This window comes from Acinetobacter sp. CIP 102129 (assembly GCF_000368305.1).
Classification (GTDB): Bacteria; Pseudomonadota; Gammaproteobacteria; order Pseudomonadales; family Moraxellaceae; genus Acinetobacter; species Acinetobacter parvus.
In genome coordinates this window covers 210,115-232,129 of record NZ_KB849341.1, presented here as the reverse complement: position 1 = coordinate 232,129, position 22,015 = coordinate 210,115, and the positions used below count along the sequence as shown (strand labels likewise).

21 protein-coding genes are annotated in these 22,015 nt (G+C 40.5%); 15 read left to right on the top strand and 6 right to left on the bottom strand.

Features of this window, described 5'->3' with window-relative positions:
• Positions 1-44 precede the first annotated feature (44 nt).
• The 13 genes from F973_RS09150 to F973_RS09090 all read left to right on the top strand — a co-directional run bounded on the left by F973_RS09150 (position 45) and on the right by F973_RS09090 (position 18,213).
• Positions 45-242 carry a hypothetical protein gene (locus F973_RS09150; protein ID WP_228127461.1) on the top strand — a complete coding sequence of 66 codons (198 nt, stop codon included), beginning with the start codon at positions 45-47 and terminating at the stop codon, positions 240-242.
• Positions 223-609 (top strand): hypothetical protein, encoded by a 387-nt coding sequence (locus tag F973_RS09145; protein ID WP_004761368.1) that lies wholly within the window; start codon positions 223-225, stop codon positions 607-609. Before F973_RS09150 ends, F973_RS09145 begins: the two co-directional genes overlap by 20 nt.
• Positions 610-1,440: 831 nt before the next feature.
• On the top strand, positions 1,441-1,878 hold the full coding sequence (locus F973_RS14185; RefSeq protein ID WP_004761365.1) for a hypothetical protein: 438 nt from the start codon (positions 1,441-1,443) through the stop codon (positions 1,876-1,878).
• Positions 1,875-2,192 (top strand): hypothetical protein, encoded by a 318-nt coding sequence (locus F973_RS09135; protein ID WP_004761364.1) that lies wholly within the window; start codon positions 1,875-1,877, stop codon positions 2,190-2,192. Before F973_RS14185 ends, F973_RS09135 begins: the two co-directional genes overlap by 4 nt.
• Positions 2,193-2,938: 746 nt before the next feature.
• Positions 2,939-3,304, top strand: a complete 366-nt coding sequence (locus tag F973_RS15100) for a hypothetical protein (protein WP_155756467.1) — start codon at positions 2,939-2,941, stop codon at positions 3,302-3,304.
• Complete coding sequence (locus F973_RS09125; protein WP_004761360.1) at positions 3,304-3,651, top strand: hypothetical protein; 348 nt, start codon at positions 3,304-3,306, stop codon at positions 3,649-3,651. The genes F973_RS15100 and F973_RS09125 overlap by 1 nt, the downstream gene beginning before the upstream one ends.
• A gap of 13 nt (positions 3,652-3,664) precedes the next feature.
• A complete protein-coding gene (locus tag F973_RS09120) occupies positions 3,665-7,600 on the top strand; it encodes a BamA/TamA family outer membrane protein (RefSeq protein WP_004761359.1) in 3,936 nt (1,311 codons plus the stop codon).
• The gene (locus F973_RS09115; protein ID WP_004761357.1) at positions 7,600-8,844 is read left to right on the top strand and encodes a hypothetical protein; all 1,245 of its coding nucleotides are present in this window, start codon (positions 7,600-7,602) and stop codon (positions 8,842-8,844) included. Before F973_RS09120 ends, F973_RS09115 begins: the two co-directional genes overlap by 1 nt.
• Positions 8,845-8,875: 31 nt before the next feature.
• The gene (locus F973_RS09110; protein ID WP_004761356.1) at positions 8,876-9,460 is read left to right on the top strand and encodes a hypothetical protein; all 585 of its coding nucleotides are present in this window, start codon (positions 8,876-8,878) and stop codon (positions 9,458-9,460) included.
• Positions 9,461-9,464: 4 nt separating this feature from the next.
• Complete coding sequence (locus tag F973_RS09105; protein WP_004761355.1) at positions 9,465-12,089, top strand: hypothetical protein; 2,625 nt, start codon at positions 9,465-9,467, stop codon at positions 12,087-12,089.
• The gene (locus tag F973_RS09100; RefSeq protein WP_004761354.1) at positions 12,082-13,422 is read left to right on the top strand and encodes a hypothetical protein; all 1,341 of its coding nucleotides are present in this window, start codon (positions 12,082-12,084) and stop codon (positions 13,420-13,422) included. Before F973_RS09105 ends, F973_RS09100 begins: the two co-directional genes overlap by 8 nt.
• A gap of 2 nt (positions 13,423-13,424) precedes the next feature.
• Positions 13,425-16,031 (top strand): TolC family protein, encoded by a 2,607-nt coding sequence (locus tag F973_RS09095; RefSeq protein ID WP_004761353.1) that lies wholly within the window; start codon positions 13,425-13,427, stop codon positions 16,029-16,031.
• A 220-nt stretch (positions 16,032-16,251) separates the two neighbouring features.
• Entirely contained in the window at positions 16,252-18,213 is a 1,962-nt protein-coding gene (locus tag F973_RS09090) for a hypothetical protein (RefSeq protein WP_004761351.1), read from the top strand.
• Positions 18,214-18,262: 49 nt separating this feature from the next.
• Here F973_RS09090 and F973_RS09085 read toward each other — a convergent pair whose 3' ends face one another.
• The 5 genes from F973_RS09085 to F973_RS14740 all read right to left on the bottom strand — a co-directional run bounded on the left by F973_RS09085 (position 18,263) and on the right by F973_RS14740 (position 20,299).
• Positions 18,263-18,469 (bottom strand): hypothetical protein, encoded by a 207-nt coding sequence (locus F973_RS09085; RefSeq protein WP_004761349.1) that lies wholly within the window; start codon positions 18,467-18,469, stop codon positions 18,263-18,265.
• On the bottom strand, positions 18,466-19,215 hold the full coding sequence (locus F973_RS09080; protein WP_004761347.1) for a phage antirepressor KilAC domain-containing protein: 750 nt from the start codon (positions 19,213-19,215) through the stop codon (positions 18,466-18,468). The genes F973_RS09085 and F973_RS09080 overlap by 4 nt, the downstream gene beginning before the upstream one ends.
• Positions 19,212-19,502, bottom strand: coding sequence for a hypothetical protein (locus tag F973_RS09075; RefSeq protein ID WP_004761346.1), 291 nt, complete (start codon positions 19,500-19,502; stop codon positions 19,212-19,214). Before F973_RS09075 ends, F973_RS09080 begins: the two co-directional genes overlap by 4 nt.
• Before the next feature lie 72 nt (positions 19,503-19,574).
• Complete coding sequence (locus F973_RS09070) at positions 19,575-20,129, bottom strand: phage antirepressor Ant (protein ID WP_004761345.1); 555 nt, start codon at positions 20,127-20,129, stop codon at positions 19,575-19,577.
• A 2-nt stretch (positions 20,130-20,131) separates the two neighbouring features.
• Positions 20,132-20,299 carry a CopG family ribbon-helix-helix protein gene (locus tag F973_RS14740; RefSeq protein WP_004761344.1) on the bottom strand — a complete coding sequence of 56 codons (168 nt, stop codon included), beginning with the start codon at positions 20,297-20,299 and terminating at the stop codon, positions 20,132-20,134.
• 114 nt (positions 20,300-20,413) lie between these two features.
• Between F973_RS14740 and F973_RS09065 the strand changes: the two genes are divergently transcribed.
• Positions 20,414-20,728: an Arc family DNA-binding protein gene (locus F973_RS09065; RefSeq protein ID WP_004761343.1), complete on the top strand. Its 315-nt coding sequence runs from the start codon at positions 20,414-20,416 to the stop codon at positions 20,726-20,728.
• Between the two features lie 20 nt (positions 20,729-20,748).
• Here the strand turns inward: F973_RS09065 and F973_RS09060 are convergent, their stop codons facing one another.
• Entirely contained in the window at positions 20,749-21,132 is a 384-nt protein-coding gene (locus tag F973_RS09060; RefSeq protein ID WP_034432579.1) for a hypothetical protein, read from the bottom strand.
• Positions 21,133-21,345: 213 nt separating this feature from the next.
• Here F973_RS09060 and F973_RS09055 point away from each other — a divergent pair, with 213 nt between their 5' ends.
• Positions 21,346-21,882 carry an antA/AntB antirepressor family protein gene (locus F973_RS09055; protein ID WP_004761341.1) on the top strand — a complete coding sequence of 179 codons (537 nt, stop codon included), beginning with the start codon at positions 21,346-21,348 and terminating at the stop codon, positions 21,880-21,882.
• Positions 21,883-22,015 lie beyond the last annotated feature (133 nt).

Sequence of the window (22,015 nt, the reverse complement as noted above, 5' to 3'; positions counted from 1 at the left end):
ATTCCCCTCCATACTTAGCCCATGTTGTTATGAAGATGCACAAGATGGGCAAACTCAACCTAGATATAAAAATTGGCGATACGCTGCATATAGGCGAGACAAAAGTTCAGCTACTTGAAAAATCTGGACGTTTGGCTCGAATTTGTGTTGAAGCAGATAATCATATTGAAATTAAACATGAGCGCATGAGTGCTTCAGATTCAGCTACGGAGACTCAAGCACATGGCAAACACACTATTTGACTTTGCACGGCAGCGTTTTTTAGAGGCACAAATTAACTGGATGACCGACACAATTAAGGTCATCTTGGTTGATACAGGTGCATATACACCACAAACAGCGGTTCACCAATACTTGTCTGATATTCCAACATCGGCACGTATTGCAGGTCCAGTTACTTTGACTGCTAAAGCTACTACTGGCGGTGCAGCTGATGGAGCTGATGTGACATTTACAGCAGTATCAGGTGCATCAATTGAAGCAATTGTGATTTATGCTGATACAGGTACAGAAAGCACAAGTCCGTTGATTGCTTATATTGACACTGCGACAGGCTTAAATTCGGTGAGCCTCTATCAAGTAATTGATAGCAATCGTTTGGCAGCGTGACCGATTACGCCAAACGGTGGGGATAAACGTATTATGTCCCCATAAAACTGGGTGAAATGCTGGAAACCCTTTAGAGCCTTACGACCAAAGCGGAATTTGAAAAGATAAACGTCATGGTTTTAAAAACGGTAAGGATTAGGCAATCAGCAGGTAAGCGTCTAAGTTGCTATTGCAATATGATGAAACCTCAACGACTAGAGTTTTACTCGTAGTGCCAAGCGGCACGAAGCGCCCAGCCCCTAACTTAGGGTGATGATATAGTCTGAACTTATGTGAAAGCATAAGCGGTTCTGAAAGGAACGGGTATAACGTAGCGAACTATACTGAATGCTGTTGATAATCGTAACTTGGGATAATGGTGAAGTTTGCGCCACTTTGTTAAGTGATTAACATTGAAAACTTGGTGAAATGCTGGAAAGCCCTTAGAGCCTTAACCCTACAACGTAGCTAGAAATGGCAAGCGTGAATGGTTGAAAAGTTTAAGGATTGGGTAATCAGCAGGCAAGCACCGTACAGGTGAAGCCTCAACGACTAGCCGCAAGGCGTAGGATTAAGTAATCCGAAGTGCCAAGCCCTCATTAGAGGTGAAGATATAGTCTAATCTGCAATGAAAGTTGCAGCAGCCCTAAAGGCGGTTTGAGCGTAACGAACTCAAGCGAATACAGATGACAAATAAGATTTTTAAGGTTTAAAAGCAGAATCCGCACAAGTCCCATGTTGTTATGTTCGCACAGCAACATGGGAGATTCATTATACCTTGTGAACATTTGGCAGGTTATATACAGCAGCATGAATTGCTTTTAGTACAAAAGGCTTTGGAGGATAAGTTGCATGAGTTTTATATTCAATCAAGTTAAAACCTTGCTGATAAAAAAAAGACTTAACCTAGAGAGCGATAGAATCTGCGCTGTCTTATTAAATGGTTATTTTACGCCAGATAAAGACAATAAATTTTTATCTGAGATACCCAAAATAAATATTTCAAGTGAGCCAGTAGAGCTTAAAAATAAGTCATTTGAAGATTACGTGTTTGATGCTGACGATATTTCCTTTCCTTGCGTTTCTGGAAACGACATAACAGGAATTTTAATTTATCAAGACTGTAAAAAGCATCATCTTATCGGGTTTATCGACAAAGCAGTTTCTTTACCTGTCACCCCAAATGGCGGCAACATTGACGTTACGTGGGATAATTCCGCAAGAAAAATCTTTGAAATGAAAGGGGATTTCATTGATCTTAAAGATGATATAGGTGGTGTAGAAGTATGAGTGAAATTATAAAACCACCTACACAATCCGTAGGTGTCGCAGGTTTTAAGGCTGATTTATATGCCAGTGATATTAAAAAAATCGACTGGCATATTTTGATTCATCTACCCAAGTTTCAAATGTATACAGTAGAGGTTGCAGGTCGCCAATATGGTCATGTTGGTAATGTCATGGAATGGATTATGGGTTATGTGCAAGACCGTATTCACTCTTATGGGGAACAAAACTTTTTTGATGAATATGTAAAATGGCATGATCAAAAAGGCTATTGGAAGAATGAAACCATTTATGGGGAACTGATTGAAAGTCAGTAATTCCGACCAAGCATAGCATCAAAATCATGTCAAACATTAAACCTTTTGTGGAGTAAGTAATGGGAACTGTAAGTACGTTCTTTTATTCAAAAGCTCGCAGTACATTGACCGCTTTGGACATTGCGACTGCGGGCAATACTATATTCGACGCTATTGAAGGCTCAGGGATGATTAAGGTGTCTAATGTCATCATACCTGGTCAATGTAATCGACTTGTTGTTGCAGCCTCTGAAGACCCTTTGGATGTTGTTGTGACAGCTAAAACTCAGAACACGGCTACTCAGCAAAGCTATGAGGTAGGGTATAAGGTTTTTCGCCACCCCCAGCTAAATTTCTATTTAAAAGTTAGTGTTCTGGAGACAGGGGATACACCTAATAGAAGTTGTGTTTTGGCTCGCTTTCAATATGCTCAAGATATTGATGTATACGGTGGTTTTTTAAACCCTATAACACTGAATCCCAAGAACGATAATTGGGGGGGTTATTGGGATGCTTCTTACGGAGGTATTCGCACAGGTGTACAGCTAACTTTACGGGTAAGTTGTTCGTCAGATCATTTCGTTTTTTGTACTACTTCGGACTCTATGAGTTTGGACGCAATACAAAACGGCAATGCTTCTATCGCCCATAAGACAGGTATTTCCACATCGAATATAGCGATCTTCAAATTGAGTGACGCATACAACATTGTGTTCTTACCACGCAATATGAACGCCAATGGGTCATACCTTCAGGAGGTAGGAAACATGTACTTAAATATCGACAGTATGGGGTTACAGCGTAAGTGGTTAATAAACACTGTAGACGGTACATGGGTTTATATGGGTGCGGGTCAAAGCGTCAGTGCTGCTACTGAGTCGGGCGTTGTTTCGGATAAATATGGTGTGCGTGTAGCTCAATTGCTTACCACAGTCGAAGGTGAACGCTTACCTATACCTGCGGGATGTGTCCATGCAGGTGCTGTCGGTGATATGGGTATTGTCACTGTAAATCTTGACGGTAACGGTGATCGACAATATTTCGCATCTTATGGTTTCGGAACAACCAATTGGTTACCAGGTGTAACACCCATAGAAAAAATCCCTGTCATGCTTCTACCTTGGGGTGACTAATGAGCGAGCAAACGTTTTCAGTTGTACCCCCTAACGCTTTCGCATATATCGGCTTTAATCGTCGATATACCCCCTTCATACCCAAAGGCGGTAATGGTTACTTTAGTAGTAGCTTTCCCGACTATTTAATCATTGTTGAGGGGCGACCTTCGGTTGGGGAAATCAGAGTTCTATTGAGAACAGCTACAGTACCTCAGGGTGACGGGGTGTTAGTGGCTAAAACAATGTCAGACAATACGGGCCAGTGGCGCATCGACGGCTTGAACCTGAGCTATCGGTACGATGTGGTTTGTCGTGTGGAGGGTTATAACGATATTATTTTCTCCAATGTAAAACCTAAAGTGTAAGGTCAACCCCCACATGGCTAAGTATGTGCCGAACAATGAAAAATTTACCTTTGAATTTGATACTCGGTACGCTTCGCCTGAGGGTAATCGTTTGGGGTTCAAGTTTAAGACTGTACGTTATACACCTCCCGCAGGCGATAATTTAGGTTTTAACTTTACCGAACCTTATCTACCTTCGGATGGTAATCGCCTTAGTTTTAAATTTAGTGCTAAACCATACACTCCACCAAAAGGGGATGAGTTAGGTTTTCAATTCACAGAACGCTATACACCGCCATCAGGTGATGCAATTGGTTTTCATTTTGAAAGCGAAGAAGGTGAAATTGCACCACCAGCACGTAATACGCAATACGTTTACCCGGAACATTTTGAAAGCAAAACCTTTGGTGATGATGGTGTATTCATTCGCCTGGGTTATCGTCGTGTCAGCGTAAATGGTTTTGCCGATTTCGGTATCGGGGTGCCAGGTGTCCGTAACGATACCCAATATTTAAAACCTTATGGCTTTGATGCACTAGGATTTAGCAATCCTAGAATTTACAACCTACGACAATATATTCAAAATGTTGGCGGTTATGACGCTGCATCTTTTGGCGCTGCTTATGTCTGGAACTTTAATAGAGAAATTAAAGTTAGTGGGTTTAGTGCGTTATCGGTTGGAACTCCATCAAAAGTCTACAACCTGCGACAGTATATTCGTGCTGCTGCATTCACGCCATCACGATACGGTAATGCCTATCTACAAGGTGGCGTAAAATATGTCACAGGTCGAGGATTTAATTCGGAAGTCTTCGGTCAATCAAACGTTTTAAATACGCGTGCTGATCAGTATGTTGATCTACGCTCTCCATCACTTGGTATTGCACCTCCAGTAATACTAGGTCCAAACGTATCACCACGTATTATCTATACATTCGGCATATCACCTGCACCATTTGGCACAGCATGGGTACAACGTAATCCATCTCCTAAAGGTTTTGATGCATCATCTTATGGCGTGGCATGGATTTCACATAGTCCACGCTATATTCAGCCTGCTAAAGTTGAAGCATTTATATCGGGCTATCCGAAAGTATTTGACCCTACTCAAAAAATATATGTAACTGGTGTAAATACAGTAATTGCTGGCGGTGTTTTTGGTGACATTTCGGCAAAAAATACTAGAAGAATAATTAAAGCATCAGGGTTTTATTCGCAAGCATTCAGTGATTGGGGTGTTGTTGAAAGCACTCGACGCACTATTGAAGTAAAGGGTTTTGATTCAAGAAGTTTTGGCATAACCGACATTTACAACAAAACACCGTCTATTACACCGATTGGAATTTATTCTCTTGATGGTTTAAATTCTGCCATTGGTTATCGCATTCGCACCATTAAGCCAAGTGGTTGGTATCAACCAAAACTTGGCACACATACACTTATCAAGACTCCTGAGTTAAAGCCTAGCGGATTTAATCAAAGCACCTTTGGCTCCACATGGGTTTCAAACAAAACTCGTTCTATTTATGCAGGACTTGGACGTGATTCTCTTGCCATTGGTGAGATTACTGTTTGGCACTTTGCAAGGTATTTAAAGCTAACAGGTATCTTTAACGATGGATACGGAACGCCACGTGTAGAACATGGGCGTAGAACAATACTCGCTAAGGGTTCAATTCATTCTGTTTATGGTGGCAGTGCGTGGGTATCTTATGCGGTACGGTCATTATCGCCAAGTTCTATAACTTATCCGAACATACCTATTCATCGTGTAGGTGGTACACAGCATATCCAACCTTTTGGATATGTTGCAACATTGTTTGGCAGTCGTATTATTCCTGAAAGCCAGTCGATTTATCCGCAAGGTTTCATCAATCCGTTTGGTTTAACAATTATAGATTTATGGAAAAAATATATAAAACCAAATGGCTTTTTAACCACAGGTCAAGAGGGTGGTCATCGTTTTGGTACGCATAAATTTTGGAATTTACGCCAATACATTGAAATGTACTACGATGTTGATAGCGGTTTAACACCTCCTAAATGGACGGGTTGGACAAACATTGAGAATAGAAACAAAACCATTGGTGCTATTGGTAGTAATAGTGCACGCATAAGCGAGCCAAACATTGAAAACAAAGCGCGTGTATTGTCTCCAAGTGGATTGAGCGCATTGACCTTTGGTCGAACAATGATTGCTGACCGTGTGCGTTCTTTAAAACTACAAGGCATGGAAGCGCCATATATAAGTGGTTGGTCTGCAATTTATAATGCAGCGTCTGTTATCGCTCAGAAAGGTTTTAAAGCCGATACCTTTGGTGTAGGTACTGTTCTAAATACTCGAAGATATTTCAATCGTATTGGTAATTTTGAAAGTCTTGAAATGGGCACGCCGATGATTGCTGATCGAATCAGGACTTTATCATTTGAACATAGATATGCCATTGCTCCACCTTATATCCCTATACATTCAGTCCATCTATACACACGTTATATTGAAGAAGTTGGACGTTTTGATGACTATCAAGCCTTTGGCAATCCATCATTAAGCATTCATTGGAATATCATTACTCCACGTTGGACTATGCGAGATGCTTACGGGTATCCAACCCTTAAAAACGTTACGCCAGAGTTAGGAACACGTGGACGCAACAGCGAAGAATTTGGACAGTCTAGTATTCGTACACAATGGCGTGAACTGTTACAGCAAGGCAGCGAAACGGTTTTATGGGGTAGAAGTGAAATAGCATTTAGAGATCGACAGCTCTTAGTGAATGGATTTACTCAGTGGAATGTGCCAAGACCTAAAGTCACCAAAACAGGCGTACCGCCATATTATCCACAATATATATGGTTGGATGCAGTTGAAATAGATGGTGAGGAAAAAGATGGTCATGGTATTGAACCGCCACCAAGGTTGAACGCTCAAGTCTCAATACCTACCGTGAAAACGAATGTAATTTTTACAGAAGGTTTTATTGCAACGCGATATGGTGAACAGCACCTTCAATCCAATGGTATTTTGATGGAGTATGGAATCAGTATGCCTGATTTCAAACAAATGCCACGTGTTGCCTTAAAAAATAGAACCATATCTGTTGGAAAGGGAATTGATTCTACAATAACCGTTGGTGCGCCAAGATTATCACCACATACCATTTATGCAGTAAAAAACGCACCATTACAGGCCATTATCAACCATCCTATTGATCGTGGAATTGACTACATCAACGAACACCCAAACACAAGCTATCCTCCTGGAGAGATTTTTGGTCGCTCAAGCGTAACTTTGCAACACAGAAAAATAGCTACTAGCTTAGGTAATCAAAGTCGTTTAGATAGTGCGCATAAAATACAGTTAAGAAAGCGTTATATTGATGTAAAAGGACTTCAATCATATCGAATGGGCTGGCCTTCTATTGGTGATGGTACTCAAAAAATCATTCAATTTAGTTCTTCTATAATGACTTTATTTGGAAGACCTACATTACAACGGAATGAGCAGCTACATAGAACGATTCGACCAAGTGGTTTTAACTCATTAAGTATTTCATCAGTCAATTGGGTTTCACATTATCATAGAACCTTGAAGGCGAGTGGCTTGTTCTCTCAGCAAATGGGAACGCAAAAAAGTGGTGATACCCCGTTCATGTGGCAAGGTTTGCGTGTGGGTGAGCTTGTTAAGGGTAATTATGGTGGATTTGAAAATCAGGAGTTTGGGAAAGCCTGGATTTCAAATCGCATTCGAGAGGTCGCATTGGCGGGTTTTGAATCATTCACCTGTGAGTATGACTACACGGCTTTTGATAAGAGAATGCGCGTCATTCGGAATGATTTACCTATACCAGAACTGTTGATCAAGCCTATAGGGTTTGTGTTATCAAGCTATGGCGTGCCTAATGTAAACCCTGCGGCACATTATATTCGTCCAGATGGTAATGCAGATCAGTACAGAAAAGGGGCTTTTTAATGGCAGGCATAAAACTATTTCCGATCTCAGGGATGAACAATGTTTCTGGCGATGACAGTTTGCAGCGTGGTGGTGATGCGCCTAAATTATTCGTCCGTGATGCGCTGAATGTCGATATTTCAGATACGGGGCGTATTGCCTTGCGTAAGGGTGCTTCTCAGGTGTCTGAGCTGAACTTTAAAAATATTTGGCAAAGCCCATTGCATAGGGATGTATTTGCAACACTGGATCATAATGTCGTATTGGTAAGCCCTTTAGATTGGAGCCACAGGATACTAGGTGAAAATATTGTGGCTCAGTCTGTGAGTTATCAAGTTATCAACAATCTAGTGTATATCTGTACTGATATTGATTTATTTGTCTTTGATGGTGTTGCATTAACAGCTTTAAATGTCCCTGTACCTTATTTTAGTAATGCACCTGTTTTAAGTGATGGCGGACAGTTGCCACACGGCAACTATGTGATTGCCATGTCATGTCTAAAAAATGGTAAAGAGTCAGGGTTGTCAGAATCACGATTGATTAAAATTGATAATGACCTCAAACAAAGCAATCCTGATTTTGCAATCAATAGTTTAAAAAAAATACAGATCAATATTCTTGAATTGAATCCACTAGATGTTGATGCGGTAAGGGTTTATATCACAACAACAAATGGTAGCGTGCTTAGACATTATGATGATTTCAACATCAGTGACCTGGGTTCCGCCATTGATATTCTTTCTGTGGACAAGCTTGGTTTTGAAGCACAGTTTGAGAATTATTCACCAATGCCGATTGGTAAATATTTCGATTACTGGAATGGTCGTTTGATTACTGCGGATAAAAATATCATCTATTTTTCTGAACCTATGGCTTACCATCTGCATGATGAAAAGTATGGCTTTGTGATGTTACCTCAACGCATTACGTTTCTTGTGCCTGTAGAGGGTGGAATATGGGTTGGACAAGTTGATCATGTGGTTTTTTTGAGTGGTAGACAGCCTGATGAAATGACATTTATTAGAAAAACAGCGCATCCACCTGTCCCATTCAGTGCCATAAGTGTTGATGGTGACCTTGTAGGGAGTGATATTTCACAAGGTGGTGCAAAGTCTGCATTATGGCTGGCTGAAAACGGCTATGTAATAGGTACGGCAACAGGACAAATCATTGAGCTACATGCAGGGACGCTACATGGAATCACCGCAAAGTCTGGTAGGTCTGTAAGGCTAGGAAGAAGAATAATTACTGCGTTAGGCTAAACCATGATTTATTCAATGAAAGGCTTATGTCATGGACCACAAGTTACAACAAGCTATTGCCTCCGATTTAGGTCGAGAGAATTATGACTACACTGCAAACGGAATTTATCTTCCACGTCAGGGTATTCTGGTTTCGGGCGAATACTTTGACCGCATTAATGGTGGGGAATGGCAACATACCTGCAATCTTGTGGTCAATGAGGGTTTAGCTCATCTGCTGAATGTAGCAATGGGCAGTAAAGCCAAGTCATCAGGCTACTATCTTGCGTTGTTTAGTGGGGCAACAGCACCTGCTGCAAACTGGACTGCTGCAAATTTTGCTGCGGTGTCATCTGAAATCGTCAGCATGACTGAGGGGTACACCAATGCCACACGTCCACAATGGACACCAACTGATACCACAAGCAACCAGATTGACAATTTTACTGCCACTGCATCGGTGACGATTGCAACATCATCACAATTGAATGTAACAGGTGCAGCATTACTCACCAATAGTACCAAAGGTGGTACATCAGGGACGTTAATTTCTGCAACCAAATATAGTGCAGCTCGTACATTCCAAGATGGTGATGTTTATGACATCGGCTACCGTTTAAGTTTCACTGCCGCATAAACCGATGCACAGCCCACGTCCTTATGGGCTTTTGGTGCTGGATGGTAAGTTAAGTGATCGTGACCAGTTGTTTATTGATCAGGAACTTAAAAAGCTAACAAACCAAAAGACCCTATCCAACTTAGACAGCATCAGGCAGGTCAAGAACTTGCCTGATGGCGGTTATGTCATTTTGCAAGATATGGGCGGTATTCTTAAAGCCATAGCCCATAAAGAACTATCGTTTGATGAGTTTGAACTGGATGGTTTCGCAAAAACATATGTTCCAATGCTCTACAGTGGTGTGATTACCAAGGCGATTGTTAGAACTGAAGATAAAAAAGTTGGTATTAAGCTGACAGAACAGGCAAGAAGAAGATTAGCTGGTTATGCTGATGCACAGTCAGAGTTTCCAGCCAAAGATGTAGCATTAGAACGTTTTTTTATTGAATATCATCCAAAATTTTATTACTTCAAACCTGATTATACAGGTATTTATACGCATACACAGTATGTAAAACAACGCCCTACATGGTATAGCGGTGCGATGGCAGAGGTGATGCAGATTGTTGGTGGCTACGGAAAACAAGCCGTAAATAATTTGCCAGATACACCTATTGAAAGAGCAAGTTTTAAAATCACGGATAAATACATTGAGAGAATTTCAAGCGAATTGGATGGAGTTCGATTGCCTGGTTATTCAGGTTTACCCAACATTGATGGCCAATTTCAATACGATTATAAGTTCGGCAAGACTCATCTTGTTTCTTTTGATAGTGAAAATAAACCTTGGTTAATACAAATTGATCCAAGTGGTGTTTGGGCAATGCCTTTACCACTTATACCTGCAACGACTACCGAAGCATTTCGTGAATATATCGAAGAAGTGAGTGATGATGAAATTTTGAAGATATTGGATCGTTTTGGTGGAATGCCAAGTGGGGAGAGCTTTCCTACTGGGCAAGATTTCCAGTCATGGCGCAGAGCTGGGGTTGTGATTAAAGTATGTGATACGGCTGATTTTTATAATTATTCAGCCATGTATATGGCGTGTGGATGGTCGTTTAATTCAAAGGGACATGAGGGATTTAACACCTGTTGGGGATATGCTGATAATGGCTTAATGTACGCTTATGGATACAAGATTAAGTTAAATTTGGTGCCAGCGCAGAAAGAAGGCTGGCTTGGTAAAATAGATGTGGATAGCAACTATGTTGAAGTAATTTCTCAATACTTAAATAAGTTGGCTGCATTGCTACCCAAAGGCGAGCAAAAGACATTAGCAATTATGTATAAGTTGCGTCGGGTGCCACAGGAAGATATTTATCAGCAGGCATTAACCACCCTATACAATCCCTTGGGCGTTACGTCCGTTGATGTGGATTATTGGGATAATTACGAAGTAAAGCCCATTGCATCACACTCAGGAAGTGTGACACGAGTATCAAGCGGTGCAGTATGTTGGTTGTTAGGTAAACAATATCCTACCTCTATGGGCCGATTAAAGTTTCCTGAATTAACAGGGCAAGGATGTGAATCATTTATATTTGCCTCTCCTGATTACAAAGGAGAGTTTGTACGTTGTGATACGGTTATGTTTGGTTGTTATGTTGATGATCAGCTTAAAGTCGTTAAATTCTTCATTGATGACCGTACATTCCATAAAAAAGTGCAATCCACTTTTGAGGATGTAATGATCGTTGGTCAATGGGAAAAAACGGAAACAACTGGTTCCACAGGTTTAATGGGGTATTTTTATACATCCGATTTTGACGATCGTAGATTGGCAAGTCCGAGCAAAACACACACCTCAATTGTCGGTACAGACTTAGGTTACGGTAACCCTTTGTATAAGACACCTGGTGTGTTGATGATGAACGGTTTACTGAGCCGTGCAAGATACTATAAGCACGTAACTGTCACAGATAGTATTTCAGGTGACGGTATGGATTGCGCAATCTGTGTGCCGAACTTTAACAGGGACTGCATCTTGTACGCCTTCCAAGAAAGCACTCAATCGAAATCTAAAAAAGAGAAACACACGTTACACTCTATGGCTGACCCGACATCGTATATGATGTGGACATACGACTTTATATTCCATTGGATAGGTGTCGCGGGTAAAGGGGAACCTCAACCGACAACAGGTGACTATGTGTACATTTCGGGTCCACCCAATTATAACCCAAGCGAATACAGCGACTTTGCTGACTCAGGTGACTGGTTCGGTGTAGGTAACGGGTATGTGGATGTAAGCGCAATATGTTCACCTTATACAGACAGGGTTTCGGGGGTTCATCATGCAGGAGGTGTGGCTATTGGCGGTGAAGGCCCTACGATTGAACCTTTCGATAAAAGTGAGCATGAATCGAATATCCAAAAAGGTCGTGTAAGTATTGCTTACGGGAATGCTGGTACACCTGTGATTCATCGAAATTTACCTGAACCATGGTACTTTTCTTTCTCACCTGCCGATGTAGGTGGTACACCTTTCTATTTTTATCGGGATGCCTGTAAGGTTGTATTTGGGGATAGTGAATATGCCAACATATCTGAAACAGACCAGTATAACCGTCGCTGTAAATGGGGATATACCAGTTTAGTTGAACATAAAGCTGCTTACCATTTTATTGGAGTAATCAATGAGTAATTACTATCGGGATGATATTCACGAAATCATTGCTTATTCCAATAGCACATGGGGACAGCAGGCGGTTGTTGCTGATGAAGTGATACGTGTCACCGAAAATGTTAAATCAATCATCGTAGTTCATAATGCTGATGAGGTTATGGCTGCGGATGAGATTGTTGACCGCAGGATTCAGGCATTAAATGACCAGATTGCCTTGGTCGATACTTTTACTGGGCGCAAGCGTCACATTGACCATATTTTTGAAAAAATCATTGTAGATGATCGCGTCAAGGCACGTTTACACACCAAGACTTTGATTGCCGATGTGATTGATACCGCCAATAGTCATCGTGAACATTATATGGGTGCCACCAAGGACATACTGGTTGTGTCTGAGAATATTGTGGGCCGCAAGCATAGTGTTTCAAGGATTACCGACAGGATTAAGGTTGGCGACCATTTCAATCGCCCACGCTATCGGGATAATGTGACTGATGTCTTGGTTGTTACTGACGTTTTTGCTCGGCATAAGATTCGTTCATTCATGCATGAAAGGATTACCAACCTTGATACATGGCATAGTACCCGACACACCCAGTCCAGGGTTTATGAACGTATTGGCATTAAAGATAAGGGAGTAGGGCGGTTCTACCAACAGGTTATTGATCATGTCGGCTTTACAGAGCGTTATCTACAGCGTTTATTTGCTGTGCAGTATGTTGTGGACGTGCTTAACCCTATAGAAGAATTTAAGCAAGTACGTCGAGCTAAACAATGGATTTATGAGAATCTGGCGATTGTGGAGCAGCCAACAGGAAAATGCTACGCCAAACAGTTTATCAATGAACTGCTGTTTCTTGATGATGAGGTACTAGGTGAGCGTTATCGCGGTTTTGCGTGGACCGCCAATGTGGACACGTGGGCAATGTCACGTTACGACAGCTATCAGTTCCATGACATGCTTGTCATTGATGGGGTGTTATATGGCATTAATGACAGTGGAGTCTTTAGAGTTAATGCAGATAGCGAAGTTGATGCCAAAGTGGTGACTGGTCAGCTCGATATAGGGCAAGGTCAGCTCGTTCATCCCGTTGCCGCATATCTTGAATACCAATTATCAGGTATTTCTAAAAAGCTGGAAGTGGGCGTGACCACCACACAAAGTGGCACAAAGCAGACTTATTATTATCCGTTACCAAACGAGCAGGCCGACTATTTAACCAATGGTCGAGTATTGTTTGGGCGTGGCTTGCGTGGTCGGCATTTTTCCTTTGAATTTAAGATTAGCGGTCATTCAGGCTATATTAATGATTTAAGCATTGATTTGACTCCAACCAAACGGAGAGTGTAATTGTGAGTATTCCTGTATTAATTCCAACGTTAAGTGTAGTGGACAAGGCAACAGAGCAAGTTGAAGATAAAATGCGTTTGTTTGAGAGTCGTGTATCTGCTTATACGAGTCAACTCAATGCTTCTCTTGATGCTATAACAGATATTCTGACAGGTGATGATCTACCCGAAGCGCCACAACTGGACTACAACAATAATTTACCACCAAATTATCAGTTAATTACACCTCCTGATTTTATCTTGCCCTCAGTCACGCCACCTACACTGGATTTTGGCGAGATGCAAGCAATAGCAGCACCTCAACCAATAGAGATTCCTGAAATTACATTTAGTGTTGATTTGCCTGTATTACCTGGATTGCTTAAGTCGCCAGAAATGGATGAGATTGAGATAGATGACCCTGTATTTGATATGGCGACTCTAACTGTGCCAGAACTCCCTAGTCAGGATGTTTTTCAAATTGGCGATATGCCTGCGCCAGTTGATTTAAATAAAATCTTAACTGATTTGGATTTGTCTGATTTTCAGTTGCCACAAGCTCCATTTATTACAACACCAACCGAAATTGCTGCTCCAGCTTTGAATGTTTTGGCAAAACCTGAAAAGCCTGTTTTTGATGAAATAGAATTTCCAGAATTTCCTACGCTTGCAAAATTTCCTGAGTTTCCTAAGTTCGATAAAGAAATAGAGTTGCCTAAACTTGATTTTAAAGAAATTAATAAGGGGTTTGATGAACTCATCAAGAATGTGGATGAAACAAACGATGATATTAAAGAGGAAACAACAGAATTTATTGATAGTTGTCTTGAGTCAGTCGATGAAACACATAGCATTTTAGAGGAAGCACGGTCTGAGGCATACAAAGTTTTTATACGTGACTATAATGAACTTGAGCGAAGGAAATTAGTTGCTTCCGAATGGTTTTTTTTAACAATGCTTGATAGGTGGAGAACTGGTGAAGCGACACCTTGGTCAGGTGTACAGCAACAGATAGAACAGCAAAGCATTGATGCTGTATTGGACAGGGAAAATCGTGTTACCCAAAGCGAGATTAAGGTAGTTTATCAAGACTGGGCTGCACGTGGATTTTCTATGCCACAGGGAGCTATGGCAAAGCGTGTTGACTATGTTCGCACGCAGGGTAATTTGCGTGCATCAGAAGCGTCACGCGCTTTAGCCGTTGAAGCATTTAAAGAGAAAATTCAGGAAGTGCGTTTGGTCTTTGATCGCTGTCTCGATATTGAGCAACGCTTGTATGATCGTTTCATGCAGAAGAAAAAACATGAACTGGATATTATTCAATTAAAGTCTGATTTTGCAAAGATGCATCTAGCTGAATTAAAAGAAGCATTTCAACTTCGTATAGATGCGACCAAGTATTTTATGGAAATCTATAAATACTTTATTGAGATGACCATGAAGAAAATGGAGGTTATTCGTCTTCAAATTGAATATACGGGTTTTGAAGTAAAAATTCGTCAGTTTGCCATTGATTTATATAAGCAGAAATTTGAAGCAGTCATGGCGAATGTGGAAATCTACAAAGCGATGATTGATGCAGTCAAACTAAAAGTGGATACCGCTAAAACCCAGTTTGACTTATATAAGGCAGAAGTGGATGGGTTTTCAACTGAATCTAATATTGAAAAATTAAAAGTTGATTTATATGGCGCACAGGTACAGTCAGAGAGTCAGCGACTCGGCCTATTTGAAACAATGGCAAAAAATTATGTTGCTAGTGTTCAAGGATTGAGCGCAAAGGCAGATGTAAAAAATAAGCAGCAAGGCTTAAAACTTGAGGCTGCTAAGGTTGATCTACAGCGCTACCAGTCTGATCTGGATTACCGTCGCACATTATTACAGGAACAGTCGAAAGCCAGTCAGGATTTAACCAATAATTATGTTCGCCAGATCGAAGCATTTAAAACGGCAGTTGGTATGCAGTTGGGGGTGTTAGATGCGAAGGGGAAAAATGCCCAGATTCGAGCCAATCTTAAAATCGCCAATGCGGATATGTATTCAAAGTATGCCGATACGAATGCTCGTATTAACATATCTAATGTTGATCTACAGGCCAAGTTTTTGGATATACAAAACCGTTCACAGCTTGCCAATCTTGACGCACAAGTGAAGCACGCCGATATGCTGACACGTGTTGGTATGTCAAATGCCGAAATGCAGACTCGCGTTGCTGAGTCAAATGCCCGTATGTATGCTGCCAAAGCGGATGTGCAAGCTAAATATGCTGATATGCAGACTCGTACCAATCTTGCTGTTGCAGATATGCAAAGCAAAAATGCTGATATTCATGCGCGTGTTGGTATGTCAAATGCCGAAATGCAGACTCGTTTTGCTGAGTTAAATTCTAAAATCGGCATTTCTAATAATGAGATGCGCCTTAAACAGTATGATTCACAGATCAGCAAGATTTTCCAAAAAACCCAGTTGGCAGTTGAAGCGGAAAAAGCGATGGCACAGTATTCAGCACAATTGGCGGCTGGTGCTTTGTCGGCTATGCACGTTTCAGCAAGCATTGGTGGTAGTGGTTCAAGTTCGTTAGGTTATAGTGCTGGTGTGTCGGAATCGACGAGCCATAATTACTCGTACTAACCAAAAATTAAGCTGCCTATATGGCAGTGAAATGATATTCATATTTGAATAGGTGTCATGTACTTTCTAAGCTACCTATACGGCAGTAATTGAGATTTTAATCAACTAGGTTTTGGTTTTCAATTACTGTCTATATTTTATTATCTTTAAATCCCCCTCTAAGGTTAGACGGAATCCACTTTAAATCACAACATACATGGCATATATATGGGAGTTTGTCATGTACGGCTTAAAAAAACGTTCAAAGCAAGATGAAAGTGGGCTAATTCAAGGTGCTGGTACAGGCACTTCTGATAGTATTAAAAAAAGTGTACCAGCAGGCAGTTATATTATGCCTGCCGATAGTACCAAGCAGATTGGCGCTAATAATTTAAAAAACATGGGCAGTCCCACGGCAGTTAATCTTAGTAACGGTGAGTTCCAACTCCCCCCTGAACAGGTTCATCAGGTGGGTGTGCAAACACTTGATGCCATGAAAGATCAGACACATATGTCTGTTAATCAACCTCAATTGGGTTTTAAGCCTGGTCAAAATAAGCCTGAGTTATTTTTTGCAAATGGCGGAGTGGTCCCAGATGAAGATGGCGTTGAATGGAGTGCTACTGATAAAGCCAAAGCCGCAGTATTAGGTGGGGCTGGTGCAGCGTATGGAGCCGCTAAGGTGATTAATAGTGTCCCATCCATAATAGGTAGCGCACCAAACACACCAACAACCGCAGGGCAGGTAGCAAAAGGCGTAGGGCGCATAGCATCAAATGGGTTAAAAAGTTCTATTGGGACAACGCCAAAAAGTTTAGCAGGTAAGGCGGGTGTAATCGGGGCTTTGGGTGTGACAGCATTAGATACAGCCACCACACCAACCGAACAATATCGTGAACGTTTTGGATTGGGTGCTTATGATCCTGATGATTCTAATGGTATGCTATTTGCGAAAGACCTTGGTGTACGTGCTTTAGGTGCTGCGTCAGATTTAGGTAATAATATGACGCTTGGATTGGCTGGCAAATTTTATCAGGATAAGCAAAATCTAGCCACCCAACCTAATACCACACCGCCAACCACTAAACCTGACGCAAAAGTAGCGGATACAGCAGCTAAAGCAGCAGAAAAAGCCAAAGCGGATACAGCAGCTCAGGCAGCAAACAATACGCAACAACCAAGTGATTTCCCTACTACGCAACAACCAATAGGGCAGCAGCAAAATTCTGATCCTTATGCTATTCAGCAAAAAGGAAACAGTTTTAGCTATGCTAATCCAGGTGCAGCAGCAGAAGCGAGGGCGGCAGGTGTTCCAGAGCTACAAAGCTCAGGTATTCAAACGGGACGTGGTATTCGTGGTGTCAATGAGTTTATGGCCAATACGCGCAAAATGGGACCATCTGAACAACAGATTCAAAACGCAATTGCTCAACGTGAAATGAATATCGGTATGCAAGGTTTTGCAGGTACCCCTAAACAGCCTGAACGCCCAGTAATGTCGGATGAGGAGAAAGGAAATAGAGCGGCTCTAGCACGTCAGATTAATTCAGCTATTGACCCTGGACGTGGTCCTACCGCAAAGCAGGCTGAGATGTTGTTGCGGCTATCAAGTAATGACCCTGACGCGTTGGATATATACAAAACAGATGCTAATAATGCCGCTGCCTTACAACGTGAAGCTATGGGGCAAGCTGGACAGAACTATCGTACAGAACTAAATGAGCAAGGTACTAATAACCGATTTAATGCAAATCTAGGCTTCGATGCACAAAAATTCCAAGCGACCAATGATTTAGCGAATCGAGAATTTAATCTGAATGCTACCGAAAAAGGTTTTGGTATTCGCAACTCAGCACGATTAGAGAAATTATACGAGCAACTTGATGCAGCCAAGACAGATGAAGATCGCAAGTCTATTCAGGAAAAAATCAATCGTTATGATGGCGGTAAAGGCAATACTGGTAAAGATCGCTTTATGACTGTTGGTGGTGGTCAGCAGTGGGATGACAAGGCGCAAGGTACACTTACTCAGCCACAACGACTATTTGATACGCAGACTCAGCAGTTTGTTGATACATCGAATCAAAATCAACAAAGCATACCTCAAGCTGCTATCGAATATCTTCGTAAAAATCCAGACCAAGCTAATTATTTTAATGAGATGTTTGGAGCAGGTGCTTCAGATAAATATTTAAAAGGTTAAAATAAAAAGCCACCGTAAGGTGGCTTTTCTTTTTCCTCAAGTTTTTATTTCAATACCACTCACCACGCACAATTTCAAATCTTGTGCAGTCATGGTGATTTTCTGAAATAAACTTAACTTGATTTAATGCTTCATCGAGTGTGTCACATTGAAAAATAGTAGCAGCTTTGCTTTTCCACTCAAAAGTCCACATTTCTTCGTTGTAACGAGTTTGGCTGTAACCTATTACACGATATTTTTTTGCTTGCTCACTCATACTAATATTCCTTTTTCTTGGGATACAATTTCCGCAATTAGAGCCAAACCTTTTGGAGTGACAAGTACTTGAGGTGCGTAGTCAGTTCCATCAGGTTTTTCACCTGCAACATAATCATGGAATAACCAACCTTTTTGGATAGCACGTTCATAAGCAGCCCATTTTCCTTTTTTTAAGGGGCTGGAGGTTGCACGACGATAGATAAACTTTTTATTTGCTAATAGATTTGTTAAATCTTTAACTTTCACATGAAGATGTTTTGCAGCATCGGTAAGGCACAAATAACCATTTCTATTTTGAGATAGCACCTCTAACGCTTGTGCTTTGGGTTGCAACACATCAACCTGAGCAACTGCTTGGTCTCGTTCTTGCTGTGCGATTTGCTTTGCTTCCATTTCATCTGCCCAAGCTCGTGCTGCTTCAGCAGGATTGGAAAAGTTTGGTAAAGAAATAGCATTTTGTTTCACTGCTTCTTCCAATTCACGCAAGCGATTTAAAACAGCATGGCGCAATTTAATACTGTAGCCTGTGATCAGAGTTTCAACCAAATCACGTGGTAGTAAATATTCAGATTGCTTGCGGTTCATAGTGTCTAGATAGATGTGAGCAAATTTGCTCACATCTAAATTAAGCTCTTTAAACATTACATCACAATCACGTTTCACATCTGGATGACGTTTAACTGTTAAATCAGCAATTTCACGGCTAGACATAGTGTGAATTTGTACAGGAACAATTGCATTCATGCTGCCAACTCCTCTGCAAAAAACTTTACCAAGTCAGGTGAGCATTCTTTAAAGTTATCAAATTCTTCAACACAAATATCTCGAAAGTTATTTGCTATTGATGAAGCTAAATGTGCCAAAGTTTTAATTGTTGGAGATAGTTCTGACTTTTCGGCAATTACAGTTGTTAATGCTGAAATTTCATCAAAACGATTATTTGCGATACGTACAAATTCAAGCAAACTCCGTAATTGCTGTTCACTGACCTGAACTTGCTTGTCTTGGGTGAATTGGGTTATATTGTTCATCGTTAATATTCCTTTGTTAACAACTCTAAAGCTCCGTACCGTCCAAAGTCAGGGGCTTTTTTGTTGTCAAAATTAATCATCTTTAGGTTCTTCCAAATTGGGAAACATGGGTTGGATTTGTTTTTTCAAATCATCCACTCGCTGTTTAGCTTGTGGTTTATATTGCTTACCAACCAAATTAAGTGTGCGACCTGCATGTGATGCAATATCACAAAACTTATCAAATTCTAATGATGCTTTATTAAACTGATTTATTAAGCCAAAAACCGTTTTACGCAGAACCTTTTCACAGTTAATGAAGTAACGACGAGCCATGCGACCTTGTTCGTTGTTTTCCACCATTGAAAGTTCTTTTGCCATATCAAGAGTAAGTAAATAATCAACACTACGACGATTACCACCACGCCCTTTTTTGATTTCGGTAATTACCGAAACCATAGCAAAATCTTGATTTTCAATAAATTTATAGGTAGAAATACGCTTCTTAATCCAAGTGGCAAAACGATCACCATTTTTCAACCATCCATGCAGAGTACGAGCATCTACACAAGGTTGAGTTTCACCACCAATTTCGCCATCAATGACGGGAATTAATCCATCATTATCTATGGTTACAAGTGCAATCATTTTTAAAGCTCCTGTTGTTGTTTAAGCTGTTTAACTGCTTTCACAATTAAATAATTCATAGAACGATCATGCTTTTCTGCCATTTCTTTTAGCCATGCGTGTAATTCATCTGGTAAACGCACTTTGTATTGCGTTCCACGCTGTTTTGGACGTGGTTCATCATCAAACATATACTGCTCCAATAATATGTACCTCTTGGTGATATTTATAATGTACCTCTTGGTGACCATTGTCAAGAACCAAAGAGGTGCTTTATCATGTATTTTTAATTATGGTTTATGGTTATGAGTGCAAATCAGCGTGATCCACAATATAAACTTCGTTGGTCAGAGGAATTAAGGGATAGGATTACTCAGTCAGCCAAAGACCATAACAGATCAATGAATGCGGACATAATTGCTCGCTTAGAGGCAAGCTTTAAATTAGATCAAGCAAAAGATCAGATGAATGATTATTTTTCTGTAAATGATAAAATTGTTGAAGGCTTTAAAAGACAAGAAGAGATATTAAAAACTATCGTTACAACATTAGTTATGGAAAAGAATATTGATGAAGAGTTAAAAAATGCTTTAATGAGTTATATAACTAAGAAAGATTAAAAAAGCCGACTTTAAGTCGGCTAGTTTTTTGTCCAAAGCCTATCATTATTAAAATCTTGTTTGAGTTGAATACAGGCTTGCACTATTTCATCAGTTTTTTTAAACACATTTTTTGTTTCTCTGTTGAAAACTAAAGGGCTTTCTGAAATAAAAACATAAACCATGTGAGTATTCATAAGGGGAGAATTGGGATTATTATTTGTTTTTTTTGAGATTTCATTAAACCCAAGACCCACTGCATCATACCTCGATGAGCTATTTCTAAATCTATCACATTGAGAAACAAGTATTTCGGCATCCCCAAAAGGAATTTTTTCGCCATTAACAAGTAAACAACCCTCATCGCATTTTGATGAGCAACCTGTAAGTGAAAGAAAAAATATTAACCCAAATAAAATACGCATCAAAGCCACCAAAAATAATAATTATTTGAAATTACGATAATTTAAAGAGGAGTGAAAGTCCATACCCCTGTAAGGCTAACGCCATTTTATCACTGCTTTTTAAGATAGATGTGCAGGCTAGACCGTACATCGAAAAGAATGAGAAAGCATACACACTCGTGCAAATCATTTTGCCTGCACTTAATTTATTTAGGAGTGTGGGAGTGTTGAAAAATGAATTTTGAAAACAACCTTGTCCAATTCTCAAATGTGACTCTTGGTGACGAACAACAACTTGGTGTGAATGCTCGTGATGTGCATTTATACCTTGAGAGTAAGCAGATTTTCCAAAACTGGATTAAAAGACGTATTAGCCAATATGGATTTGTTGAGGGTGTTGATTACTTGACTTATCAATCGGTAAATCAAGTTCCTCATCAGGGTGGATTTCGTGAGGTCACGACTTTAGAGTATGTTGTATCTATTGGGATGGCGAAAGAGTTATCTATGGTCGAGAAGACAGCAAAAGGGCGTGAAGTTCGCTTGTACTTTATTGAACAGGAAAAGATTGCTCGAAGTGTCAGTCAAAGCATTCAAGTTGAGATTGGCAAGGTGATGCGGCATATTGAGCAGATTACAGCATCATTATCGGATGCAGGTCGCTTTCTTAGTGTTGTGGGCAAACAGACCAAACCAAAATTACTGAAAGAGCTGGATGATTTGGTTCATCAGGCTCAACCTCGTTTGAACTTATATGATGACGAAAAATAATTCGACGATCTATTGATTTTACAAAACTCAATTTTGAGCTTTGCTTTGAAATCAGCAAGTTGATGCCGCCACCTTCGGGTGGTTTTTTATTACCCCCTCTAAGGTTCGACCATTTTATATATAAAAATCATGA